The 11,622-nt window shown below is 61.2% G+C and carries 11 protein-coding genes and 1 pseudogene; 10 read left to right on the forward strand and 2 right to left on the reverse strand.

Features of this window, described 5'->3' with window-relative positions:
* The 4 genes from A2J01_RS10965 to A2J01_RS10980 all read left to right on the forward strand — a co-directional run.
* The coding region (locus A2J01_RS10965) for a YifB family Mg chelatase-like AAA ATPase (RefSeq protein WP_064112688.1) at positions 1-1,293 on the forward strand (1,293 nt) is incomplete at its 5' end.
* The gene (gene dprA, locus A2J01_RS10970; RefSeq protein WP_030535668.1) at positions 1,290-2,417 is read left to right on the forward strand and encodes a DNA-processing protein DprA; all 1,128 of its coding nucleotides are present in this window, start codon (positions 1,290-1,292) and stop codon (positions 2,415-2,417) included. The genes A2J01_RS10965 and dprA, both read left to right, overlap by 4 nt.
* A gap of 461 nt (positions 2,418-2,878) precedes the next feature.
* Complete coding sequence (locus A2J01_RS10975; protein WP_003942721.1) at positions 2,879-3,238, forward strand: histone-like nucleoid-structuring protein Lsr2; 360 nt, start codon at positions 2,879-2,881, stop codon at positions 3,236-3,238.
* A 293-nt stretch (positions 3,239-3,531) separates the two neighbouring features.
* Positions 3,532-4,302, forward strand: a complete 771-nt coding sequence (locus A2J01_RS10980) for a siderophore-interacting protein (RefSeq protein WP_064112689.1) — start codon at positions 3,532-3,534, stop codon at positions 4,300-4,302.
* On the opposite strand, the gene A2J01_RS10985 is transcribed toward A2J01_RS10980, so the two are convergent.
* Positions 4,299-5,471 carry a multidrug effflux MFS transporter gene (locus tag A2J01_RS10985; protein ID WP_007734871.1) on the reverse strand — a complete coding sequence of 391 codons (1,173 nt, stop codon included), beginning with the start codon at positions 5,469-5,471 and terminating at the stop codon, positions 4,299-4,301. The two genes, A2J01_RS10980 and A2J01_RS10985, sit on opposite strands and share 4 nt — an antisense overlap.
* A gap of 84 nt (positions 5,472-5,555) precedes the next feature.
* Here A2J01_RS10985 and A2J01_RS10990 point away from each other — a divergent pair, with 84 nt between their 5' ends.
* Positions 5,556-6,482, forward strand: coding sequence for a tyrosine recombinase XerC (locus tag A2J01_RS10990; protein WP_054187787.1), 927 nt, complete (start codon positions 5,556-5,558; stop codon positions 6,480-6,482).
* Positions 6,483-6,605: 123 nt separating this feature from the next.
* A complete protein-coding gene (locus A2J01_RS10995; protein WP_064112690.1) occupies positions 6,606-7,715 on the forward strand; it encodes a MinD/ParA family ATP-binding protein in 1,110 nt (369 codons plus the stop codon).
* A gap of 25 nt (positions 7,716-7,740) precedes the next feature.
* On the opposite strand, the pseudogene A2J01_RS11000 reads toward A2J01_RS10995, so the two are convergent.
* Positions 7,741-8,241, reverse strand: a pseudogene (locus tag A2J01_RS11000) (M23 family metallopeptidase).
* A 307-nt stretch (positions 8,242-8,548) separates the two neighbouring features.
* Here A2J01_RS11000 and rpsB point away from each other — a divergent pair.
* The 4 genes from rpsB to A2J01_RS11020 form a co-directional block, all read left to right on the forward strand.
* Complete coding sequence (rpsB, locus tag A2J01_RS11005; RefSeq protein WP_003942709.1) at positions 8,549-9,406, forward strand: 30S ribosomal protein S2; 858 nt, start codon at positions 8,549-8,551, stop codon at positions 9,404-9,406.
* A 152-nt stretch (positions 9,407-9,558) separates the two neighbouring features.
* Entirely contained in the window at positions 9,559-10,386 is an 828-nt protein-coding gene (tsf, locus tag A2J01_RS11010; protein WP_007734877.1) for a translation elongation factor Ts, read from the forward strand.
* Positions 10,387-10,586: 200 nt separating this feature from the next.
* Entirely contained in the window at positions 10,587-11,315 is a 729-nt protein-coding gene (pyrH, locus tag A2J01_RS11015) for a UMP kinase (RefSeq protein WP_003942722.1), read from the forward strand.
* A 43-nt stretch (positions 11,316-11,358) separates the two neighbouring features.
* Positions 11,359-11,622, forward strand: a 264-nt coding sequence (locus A2J01_RS11020; RefSeq protein WP_156519241.1) for a ribosome-recycling factor, incomplete at its 3' end; no start/stop codon positions are given.

Genomic DNA, 11,622 nt, shown 5'->3' on the forward strand with positions numbered 1-11,622 from the left:
ACGTTGCCGAAGGTGGGCAGTGTTTACGATTTGGCTTTGTCGTTGTCAGTTCTCGATGCGGCGAAGAAGTTGCCGCGGAAGTTGTTGCGGGAGACTGTGTTTTTGGGGGAGTTGGCGCTCGACGGTCGTTTGCGGACGGTGCGTGGTGTGTTGCCTGCGGTGCTTGCGGCGAAGCGGGCGGGGTGGGGGACTGTGGTGGTTCCGGCTCGGGCGTTGGCTGAGGCGGGCTTGGTGAAGGGGATCGAGGTGCTGGGCGCTGACGATCTGTCCGCGGTGATCGGGTGGTTGCGTGGGGAGTTGGCGCTTGCTGTTCCTGATGTTTTCGAGCGTGCTGGTGTGGTGGCGGTGCGGGATTTGAGTGAGGTTGTCGGGCAGACGGATGCTCGGTGGGCGATCGAGGTTGCTGCGGCGGGTGCGCATCATTTGATGTTGACGGGTCCGCCGGGGATCGGGAAAACGATGTTGGCGCAGAGGCTTCCGGGGATTCTTCCGCCGTTGACGGAGGGGGAGTCGTTGGAGGTGACGGCGATTCATTCGGTGGCGGGGGTGTTGCCGGAGGATCGGCCGTTGATCGATATGCCGCCTTTCATTGCGCCGCATCACAGTTCGTCGGTCAGTTCGCTGGTGGGTGGTGGTAGTGGGATGGCTCGTCCTGGTGCGGTCAGCCGCGCCCATCGCGGCGTGCTGTTTCTCGACGAATGTGCCGAGATCGGGGTGAAGGTGCTCGAAGCGCTACGCACACCACTCGAAGACGGGGAAGTGCGAATCGCCCGGCGGGACGGAGTTGCTCGGTACCCGGCGCGGTTCCAGCTGATCCTGGCCGCGAATCCGTGCCCATGCGCGCCGCCGCGAGACGCGGACTGCGTCTGCGCACCCGCGGCGCGTCGCCGTTACCTGGGGAAATTGTCTGGCCCGTTGTTGGACCGAGTCGACATCAGGGTCCGGATGCAGGCGGTAGCAACCGGAGCGCTGATCGACGAAGTGGGGGAAAGCACCAGCGATGTTCGTGCGCGCGTGGCGGCGGCTCGGGACACTGCAGCCCAGCGGTGGAGTGAGTACGGGTGGCGGACCAACGCGGAGGTACCAGGGCCGGCGTTGAGACAGAAGTTCAGACTCTCGCGTGCAGCGCTGGCGCCGGTGGAACGGGCGCTGCGTAAAGGTGTCATCACTGCTCGTGGGGCGGACCGAGCGTTGCGGGTTGCCTGGAGTGTCGCCGATCTGGCAGGTGAAGCGATGCCCGGACCAGACCAAGTTGTCACCGCACTCGACTTTCGAGACAGGGGATTCCAATGACTGCACACGATCCACGACTACTCGCTTGGGCATATCTGTCCCGCGTCGTGCAGGGCCCTAGCGCATATATGTCCATGTTGATCGGCGAGCTCGGGGTCGAAGAAACTGCGAGGGCGGTTCGCAACGGCGATCTGCCACCCGCGATCGAGGAGAAGACGCGAGCCCGCGCTCACATCGACACAGCCCAACGAGACCTCGACCTGATGGAGGCGATGGGTGGCAGACTCGTAACACCGAACTGCGCCGATTGGCCGGCGTGGCGAATGCTTTCCTTTGACGGACTCGATCCCTCCGGGGGTGAGACGGCGCCATTTGTGTTGTGGGTGTTGGGGTCCAGGGATTTGGTTGATCTGACCGAGAGATCGGTTGGAATTGTGGGCACGCGGGCATCGACTGCGTACGGCGAACACGTGACGGCAGAGATTGCCGGTGACCTCGCTGTCGACGGATGGACCGTGATTTCCGGGGCGGCCTTCGGTATCGACGGGGCCGCGCACCGCGCTGCATTGGGCGTAGGTGGAAACACACTGGCTGTCTTGGCCTGTGGCGTGGATCGAGCGTATCCGTCAGGGCATGCGCGACTACTCAAACAGATAGCGAGTTCGGGTGCAGTGATAAGTGAATATCCGCCGGGCACAACACCTGCAAAGTTCCGGTTTCTGGCAAGGAATCGACTGGTAGCTGCGTTGTCGGACGGAGTAGTGGTGGTCGAGGCGGGTTGGCGCAGTGGTGCACGCAATACCGCCAATTGGGCTCGGAAGTTAGGCCGTCCCGTGATGGCGGTGCCCGGACCGGTTACCTCGGCATCGTCGACCGGATGCCACCGGATGATCCGAGAAGGTGAAGCGCAACTCGTGTCCAATGCCGTGGATGTAGTCGAAGCGTCAGGCCCATTTGGTGTCGGGGATTCCGCGGAGGATGCGGCCGCGACGCGTGACATCGACGCATTGCGAGGCAATTCTCGATTGGTATACGAAGCATTGCCGGGAACGGGGTCTCGCAGTACGCGTGAGTTGTCCGAGGAATCGGGATTGCTCATAGCTCAGGTTCGTGCCACTCTTCCTCTGCTCGAACTGGAGGGATTTGCAAGTTCTGATTCCAGTGGTTGGTTTCGGACGCGGTAGTACGTGAACTACTTCTGCGCCCGTCAGACCATGCGTGGCGATGCTCACTAATCGTTTGCGAAGACCGTGAATCGTCAATACCCGCAGCGCATCGGAAATGGCACGTCAGGGCTATTTTTCACGAATTTGCTCGACTGTGTGCAATGTAATTCTCGATGCGTTTCGCCGACCCGACCTGCAAGTTCGACGGGTCTCAGGAAAGCCTCAGGTCAATGTGCATGGAAGTCCGATTAGTCTGGATCACGATGACGGCGGGCATTGATTGACACCCGGCATCCGAGGGATGAATGTGCAGAATTTTCAGGGTCGTGTTCGGTCGAGGCAATGCCGCTAACCCGCTGCTAATTCGGACCATTGAGTCTGTTCGGAAACGGTGAAGGCTTTCGAACTTCTTTTGTTCATCAACGCTCTATCTGTGTATTGTGAAGGAGAATTGAATCGATCATTGAAAGAGGAGTGCAATGGCTGAGAAGCTGATTCGGCAACTCATCGACGACCTTGATGGTAAGCCGATTGACGATGGATTCGGTGATCGAATTGAGTTCTCTTACCAGGGAACGGATTACGTGATCGATCTGCGCGCCACCAATGCAGAGAAGTTCGACGCTGCGGTGAAGCCGTTCGTCGAGGCTGCTGCGAAGGTGAGCGGGAAGCGCGGCAAGAAGGCTCAGGCTGCATCTCCGCAGGCCACATCAGGTTCCGGACGCTCCAAGGAGACGCTCCAGGCCATCCGTGACTGGGCAGGTAAGAACGGTTACGAAGTTGCTCCGCGTGGGCGTATCAAAGCGGAAATCATCGACGCTTTCGACGCTGCACACTAGATTGAATTAAATACACCTCTGGCTCTCGGCGAACTCGCCGGGAGCCAGAGGTGTATTTTACTGTTGCATTGCCGAGTTCTCGGACAGCTTTGTCCGACAGGTCGTCCGTGTGAAGCAGATCAGATAATTCGTCTAAACAGCACCGAATTTACCCAGCAGATTGGTCGGTTTCTTTCGCTCTGTACAAAGGTCGACAGAGCGCTGTGTGGAGTCGCCGGCGAGGTATTTCGCCCTCGTGCTGCAATTGTCGTGTACATTAGTTAGGTAACACTAACTTTCGGAAGGATCTTTCTGTGGCCAAGCCGACAACTGCATTGACGGTTCTGCGGACCGAACAATTGACCCCCCATATGGTACGAGTGTTTCTCGGGGGACCAGGCTTCGAGTCGTTCACTCCCAGCGAATACAGCGATTCCTATGTAAAGATCGAATTCGGCACTCCTGATCAGCCGACACTGCGCACCTACACGATTCGTTCGTACGATCTTGATGCCAAAGAGATTGCAATCGATTTTGTCGTCCACGGCGACATGGGTGTCGCAGGTCCGTGGGCCGCGTCAGTTCAGCCGGGCGCTGAGATTACTCTGCGGGGACCTGGTGGCGCGTTTTTGCCGTCACCAACCGCTGATTGGTATCTCTTCGTCGGAGACGAGACCGCAATACCCGCTATTTCCGCGTCGATAGCGCGATTGGCGCCGAATGCGGTCGGCTACGCCGTTGTCGAAGTCGGGGGACCGGAAGACGAAATCGCGCTCGATGCCCCAGAAGGTATTGCCGTGACCTGGCTACATCGCGGGGCATCGTCCGATGCGGTCGGCGAAGAATTAGCGGGCGACAACGCTCCGGTTGTCGCCGCGGTCAAGGCACTCGAATGGTTGCCGGGCGAACCGCACGTGTTCATTCACGGTGAAGCACAAGCCGTCATGCACAACCTCCGACCGTACATTCGCAAGGAACGAAATGTCGCGGCGTCGGCTGCTTCTATTTCCGGCTATTGGCGTCGTGGTCGCACCGAAGAGGGCTTCCGGGTCTGGAAGTCCGAACTCGCCGCGGCCGAAAACTAACTCGCGGCGGCCGTGCCGCGAGTCAGCAACACGAGCGCAACGGCCGCGAGAACTCCGAAGGTGGGAATTGCGATTGCCATCGGAACTGCCGTGTCTTCTCCCGCAATTCCCACCAACGGCGAAACCAGCGCCGCCAAGCCGAACTGGCCCGCTCCCATCAGCGCTGAACCGGTCCCGGCCGCGTTGGTGACCTCTCCTTGGGCGAGAGCGGTCGCATTGCCCATGATGAACCCGATGCTCGAAATTGCCACGAACAGTGGGACCAAGATCAACCAGGTATTCGTGGAACTGAAAACCACGCTGGTGCAGAACAATACGGCGCCGCCCATGAGGAGTAGGCACACCCCGAAACGCAGCAGCGTGCGTGCTCCGACGCGACCGAGCAGGCGAGTGGTGATCATCGCTGCCGTGACCATTCCGGTGGCGTTCACTGCGAACGCGATCGAGAATTGTGACGGACTCAGCCCGAGAACGTTCTGAACGACGAACGGTGACGCGGAGATGTACGCGAACAAGGCGCCGAATCCGAAGACGAATGCGAGCGCATATCCGAGGTAGTGCCGATTGCGGACCACGTATCGCAGATTCGAGATCAGGGCCTTCAATCCGCCGCCGTGGCGTCGCTCGGGCGGAAGTGTCTCGGGAACGAGCAAAACGACACCAGCCACCATCACGGCGCCCGCGACAGCCAGGACCCAGAAGATTCCGCGCCATCCGACGGGGCCGAGAAGTGCGCCGCCGATCAGTGGCGCGACGACGGGAGCGATACCGCCGATGATCATCATGATGCTGAAGAGCTTCGCTGCGTCGTCGCCGCGCGCTCGGTCGGCAATACAAGCGCGGGCAAGAACGATGGCAGCGCCTCCACTCAAGCCCTGGACGAGTCGTGCACCGATGAGAAACTCGATGTTCGGCGCCACCGCGCATGCCGCGCCGCTCAGTGCCGTGATGATTGTCGCGGCCAGCAGTATTCGTCGCCTGCCAAGTCCGTCGGAGATCGGACCGATGATCAGCTGGCCGATTCCGAGGCCTGCCATGAAGGTGGTCAGCGTGAGCTGAACGCTGGCCGCAGTAGTGTCGAGTGCATCCGCCATCAACGGTAGGCCGGGCAGGTACATGTCGATGGACAGTGGAGCGATTGCGGAAATCAGTGCCAGTACGCACAACATCTTCAGAGGAATTGCTCGATTCACCGATCAACCCTATCGGCGAGGGAGCTTGCAGTTTCAATCGCGGCGAGCGAGCGTGTGTTCATGACTGACGCATTGCCGGCGAGCTTGAGCGTTCACCTCGATGCGTATGCCGAGCACCTCCGACTGAGCCGAGGCCGGTCGGAACACACGATCCGCGCCTACGTCGGTGACGCGCGGGCATTGCTGACCCATTTCTCCGCGGGTTCGGAGAATGCAGATCTCGACCGCCTCGACCTAAGTGTCATGCGTTCGTGGTTGGCCGCCCAGAATGCCGTAGGAACAGCCCGTACGACGGTAGCTCGACGGGCTTCTTCGGCGCGTGGGTTCACTGCGTGGCTCGCGCAGACCGGACGCATTTCCGTCGACCCGGGCACACGGCTGGCGGCTCCACCAGCTCGCCGGACGCTGCCGACGGTACTGCGCCAGAGCCAGGCCCTCGACGCAATGGATGCGGCGGAAAGCGGTGCGCAGCAACAAGACCCGCTCGCCCTGCGAGACCGACTCATCGTGGAATTGTTGTACTCCACCGGAATTCGCGTCGGCGAGTTGTGTGGACTGGACGTCGAGTCGGTCGATGCCGATCGACGATTGCTTCGTGTTCTCGGCAAGGGGAACAAGGAGCGGTCGGTGCCATACGGCCTGCCCGCAGAATCGGCACTGAACGGCTGGCTGGAGCACGGACGACCCGCGCTGTGTTCGGATCGGTCCGGGCGAGCGTTGCTCCTCGGAGTTCGAGGTGGCCGACTCGATCAGCGTCAGGCGCGTTCGGTGGTCCACGAAACCATGGCTGCAATTCCAGGGGCTCCCGACATGGGTCCGCACGGGCTTCGGCACTCGGCTGCGACACATTTGCTGGAGGGTGGTGCGGACCTTCGTGTGGTCCAAGAACTCCTCGGTCATGCGAGTTTGGCGACCACTCAGCTGTACACGCACGTGTCGGTCGAACGGCTTCGATCCGTCCACGATCAGGCCCATCCGCGCGCCTGATTTGTGGAGCGACGCGAGTTCTCGGCCGGTATTTGGTAGCGTCGCAGCTCAGAAGAGTGAACAATCGGCAAAGTTCGATCGTCGTGTCGAGACACTCGATTACATGCGATATCCGGGGGATTCGTGAACCGCCAAGATGTGAAGCACCTGCCGAACAGCGGCCAACCAGCCTGGCTGTCCGAATCGCCGCAACCGGCTCCCGGGCCGACGCCGACGCCGGAGCCTGTGGCGCGACTGCAAGAGGTCTGGTCCGCGCCACCGCCACCGTCGAGCCAACAGCAGGTGACAAACCAGGATCTGGTTGCCGAAGCTTTACTGAAACGCCCGAAACGGACGCCGCGTGGCGGCTGGCGTAGGGGATTGCATCGTGCGACCGGAGGTGTGGTCAATCTGGGGGATTCGACCAACGAACAGCGAAACCGTGCACTGGCCACCCGAATCGAGCAGCCGATCCGCAACGACTACCGAGTCGCTCTGCTCTCGCTCAAAGGGGGAGTGGGCAAGACGACGGTCACGGTCGGACTCGGTGCGACGTTTGCTTCGCTGCGTGGTGACTGCGTCGTGGCGGTTGACGCCAATCCCGATTTCGGGACTTTGGCACAACGTGTTCCGCTGCAGACCAATTCGACAGTGCGCGATCTGATTGCTGCTAGACCGGACATAAAGAGCTATTCGGACGTTCGAGTGCACACATCCCAGTCGTCGAGTCGTCTCGAGGTGCTGGCGAGTGAGCAGGATCCGGCGATTTCGGAGGCATTCAGCGAGGCCGACTATCGCCAGGTCATCGACATCTTGCAGGTCTACTACAACATCATCCTCACTGATTGCGGTACCGGGATCATGCACTCGGCGATGAACGGCGTTCTGGATCTTGCCAATTCGTTGGTTCTGGTCAGTTCGCCGGCAATCGACGGAGCGCGCAGTGCAGCGGCAACGCTCGACTGGCTTCAGTTGCACGGATATGGCCATCTGGTCGAGCGGACCGTCGTCGTCATCAGCGCCGCCAGACCAGGGTCGAGCGTCATCGACATGGACGCGTTGGTGGACTATTTCATGCGTCGATGCCGCGCCGTCGAGGTCATTCCTTTCGACGAGCATCTCGCGGAGGGGTCGGTGATGGACCTCGAATTGATGCGACCGGCCACCAGACGAGCGTTCATGGAACTGGCAGCGATGGTGGCCGACGACTTCGCGGACGCTGTGGGTCGGCACGCCGTTTCCGAATGGCGCTGATTCTGCGACCGATTTCTGCGACCGATCAGCCTCCTTTCAATGGCTTGAGCCTGAGCGGTTGCGACCGAACCAGTCCGAGTGGATCGAGATACTCGCGTCCTCTGCGCAAGCCCCAGTGCAAACATGCTTCGACAGCGCACCCTTCGTGCCCGGTTTCGAGGGTTCCGATCACTGACCTGGCTGCGACGCGTTCACCTGTGCGAACGACTGCGGTGACGGGTTCGTAGGTCGTGCGTAGGCCGCCGGAATGATCTATCGACACCGTCGGCTTTCAGGCGACCACTCACGCGAACACCACGATGCCGTCGCCGGCCGCGAGGACGAATTGGCCGGCGCTGCCGCCGAGATCGACCCCGCGATGACCCGGCAGCCAGTTCTCGGCCGGTTTGTCGAAAGCGCGTTCCACGTGCGGCCGAGGAGCGAGCGGCCAGTCGAATCGCGTGTCTGCTGACGCCGTGCCTACGGCGACACAGCAGGAGATCACGGCAAATACCACGCCTCGTCGAGCTCCGCGCAAGATCGTCATTCCTTGATCTTGCGTGGAGTAGCGCACGCTTCAATGCAGATCAGACGGGTAATCCACAAGGTAGCCGCCGATCCACAACCGCCGGTTCGGTCTGTTGCTACCGGGGTGGTTATGGCATCGGGGGACGAGGACGTACACTTGTCGAGCGGTCTGTGCTCGCACAGTCCGACTTCGCGCGCCCGCGCACGTTTTCCGGCCTCGGCTGGTCCTGGTTCTCACGAAACAGGTCCGACGGCCGTGCGGGTGCCAGGGCAGGGATCACCCGATCGCCTGCATCAACCGGATTGAAAGTTTGAGGTACACAGCCATGGCTGTCGTAACCATGAAGCAGATGCTCGATAGTGGAACCCACTTCGGACATCAGACCCGTCGCTGGAACCCGAAGATGAAGCGATTCATCTTGACCGACCGCAACGGCATCTACATCATCGACCTCCAGCAGACGCTGACGTACATCGACAAGGCGTACGAGTTCGTCAAGGAGACCGTTGCCCACGGCGGCACCGTTCTCTTCGTCGGTACCAAGAAGCAGGCTCAGGAGTCCATCGCTTCCGAAGCGACTCGCGTCGGAATGCCCTACGTCAACCAGCGTTGGCTCGGCGGCATGCTCACCAACTTCACCACCGTTCACAAGCGTCTGCTTCGCCTCAAGGAGCTCGAGGCAATGGAGCAGACCGGTGGATTCGAAGGTCGCACCAAGAAGGAAATCCTCATGCTCACGCGTGAGATGACCAAGCTGGATCGCACCCTCGGTGGTATCCGCGACATGGCCAAGGTTCCTTCCGCGGTGTGGATCGTCGACACCAACAAGGAGCACCTGGCAGTTGCCGAGGCTCGCAAGCTGAACATCCCGGTCATCGCGATCCTGGACACCAACTGCGACCCCGACCTCGTCGACTACCCGATCCCGGGCAACGACGACGCCATCCGTTCCGCAGCACTGCTGACCAAGGTTGTCGCTTCCGCGGTTGCCGAAGGTGTGCAGGCACGTGCAGGACTGAGCGCCGACAAGGACGCGAAGCCCGAAGCCGGCGCAGGCGAGCCCCTCGCCGAGTGGGAGCAGGAACTGCTCTCGCAGGCAGCTCCGGCCGCAGAGGCTGAGGCAGCTCCGGCTGCAGAGGCTGAGGCAGCCCCCGCCGCAGAGGCACCGGCCACCGAGGCCTGATTCGTTGAAACCGGCCCTGACCAAGAGTTCTTTTGGTCAGGGCCGTTTCACCGTTAGGCCCGAGCACCACCGTCAGGCCGTGCTTCACCGTTAGGCCGTGCTTCACCGTTAGTCCTAGGTCCGAAACAGACACATGAGGAGGCTCGCTAATCATGGCGAACTACACCGCCGCTGACGTCAAGCGGCTCCGTGAGCTCACCGGCTCCGGAATGATGGCATGTAAGAACGCACTCGCAGATGCAGACGGTGATTTCGACAAGGCCGTCGAGCAGCTGCGCATCAAGGGCGCGAAGGATGTCGGAAAGCGCGCAGAGCGCACCACCGCTGAGGGTCTCGTCGTCGCCAAGGACGGCGTCATGATCGAGATCAACTGCGAGACCGACTTCGTCGCCAAGAACGACGAGTTCATCAAGCTGGCCGACGAGATCGTGACCGTCGCTGCTGCTGGTAAGCCTGCTGACCTCGACGCTCTCAAGGCGCTCGAGCTCGACGGCAAGACCATCGACACCGTCATTGCGGAGCAGTCCGCGAAGATCGGTGAGAAGCTCGAACTGAGCCGCGTCGCTTCCTTCGACGGCCCCGTTGCCGTTTACCTGCACAAGCGCAGCTCCGACTTGCCGCCCGCTGTCGGCGTTCTCGTCGAGTACACCGGTGAAGGCGATGCTGCTGCTGAGGCCGCTCGCGGCGCTGCAATGCAGGTCGCAGCACTCAAGGCGAAGTACGTCACGCGTGACGAGGTTCCCGAGGAGATCGTCGCTTCCGAGCGTCACATCGCCGAAGAGACCGCCCGCGCAGAAGGCAAGCCCGAGCAGGCACTGCCGAAGATCATCGAAGGCCGCGTCAACGGTTACTTCAAGGACGTCGTTCTGACCGAGCAGTCTTCGGTCACGGACTCCAAGAAGACCGTCAAGGCGATCCTCGACGAGGCAGGCGTGACCATCAAGCGCTTCGTGCGTTTCGAGGTCGGCGCCTCCGCTTAATTCGGAGCCCGCACACATGGACCCCGCCTGAAGAGCATTTGCTCTACCGGCGGGGTCTACGTGTACCTGGGGCCTCCGATGAGGCAGGATGAGAGTGCCTCGGGACGAGTCCCGGGGGCTTTCCTATGCCGCGGTGTCCGATTCGGCGGCAGAAGAAGAATGAAGGACCTACAAGGTCTTGTATCGAACTGAGGAGAACAATGTCCGAACCAGCCAACGAACGTCCAGGATTCAAGCGGGTCCTGCTCAAACTCGGCGGCGAAATGTTCGGAGGCGGCAAAGTCGGTCTCGATCCCGACGTGGTCACCAAGGTGGCTGAGCAGATCGCAGAGGTCGTTCGATCGGGCGTACAGGTTGCAGTGGTCATCGGCGGCGGAAACTTCTTCCGCGGGGCGGAACTGCAGCAGCGTGGCCTCGATCGCGCGCGCTCCGACTACATGGGCATGCTAGGCACCGTCATGAACTGCCTCGCTCTGCAGGATTTCCTGGAGAAGGCGGGCGTCGATTCTCGCGTGCAGACGGCCATCACCATGGGCCAGGTCGCCGAGCCGTACCTCCCCCTTCGCGCACGCAGGCACCTCGAGAAGGGGCGCGTAGTCATCTTCGGTGCCGGGATGGGTATGCCCTACTTCTCGACTGACACCACTGCTGCGCAGCGCGCGCTGGAGATCGGTGCCGAGGTAGTGCTGATGGCCAAGGCTGTCGACGGCGTCTACTCGGCCGACCCGCGTCTCGACCCGGACGCGACGATGTACGAACAGATCACGCACCGTGAGGTCATCGAACGTGAGCTCAAGGTCGCGGACGCGACGGCATTCAGCCTGTGCATGGACAACTCGATGCCGATGATGGTGTTCAACCTCCTCACCGAAGGAAACATCGCTCGCGCGGTGTCCGGTGAGAAGATCGGCACCCTGATCAAGTCGTGAGTGACACCCAAAAAATGATGCAGAACAACATGGAGGAACAGCCGTGATCGATGAAGCGCTCTTCGAGGCAGAAGAGAAGATGGAAAAGGCTGTCACGGTAGCCAAGGACGATCTCGGCTCGGTTCGCACCGGACGCGCGAACCCCGGTATGTTCTCGCGCATCGTGATCGACTACTACGGTTCGATCACGCCGATCACGCAGCTCGCGAGCATCAACGTCCCCGAGGCCCGCATGGTCATCGTCAAGCCGTACGAGGCTTCGCAGCTCAACGCGATCGAGACGGCGATCCGCAACTCGGATCTCGGT

The sequence above is a fragment of the Rhodococcus sp. EPR-134 genome (genome assembly GCF_001647205.1).
Lineage (GTDB): Bacteria > Actinomycetota > Actinomycetes > Mycobacteriales > Mycobacteriaceae > Rhodococcus_F > Rhodococcus_F qingshengii.

Bases quoted from the DNA above. Each gene is read 5' to 3' on its own strand.
- tsf (WP_007734877.1), top strand. From the start codon at position 9,559: ATGGCGAACTACACCGCCGCTGACGTCAAGCGGCTCCGTGAGCTCACC.
- pyrH (WP_003942722.1), top strand. From the start codon at position 10,587: ATGTCCGAACCAGCCAACGAACGTCCAGGATTCAAGCGGGTCCTGCTC.
- dprA (WP_030535668.1), top strand. From the start codon at position 1,290: ATGACTGCACACGATCCACGACTACTCGCTTGGGCATATCTGTCCCGC.
- A2J01_RS10985 (WP_007734871.1), bottom strand. From the start codon at position 5,471: ATGTTGTGCGTACTGGCACTGATTTCCGCAATCGCTCCACTGTCCATC.
- rpsB (WP_003942709.1), top strand. From the start codon at position 8,549: ATGGCTGTCGTAACCATGAAGCAGATGCTCGATAGTGGAACCCACTTC.
- A2J01_RS10975 (WP_003942721.1), top strand. From the start codon at position 2,879: ATGGCTGAGAAGCTGATTCGGCAACTCATCGACGACCTTGATGGTAAG.
- A2J01_RS10990 (WP_054187787.1), top strand. From the start codon at position 5,556: ATGACTGACGCATTGCCGGCGAGCTTGAGCGTTCACCTCGATGCGTAT.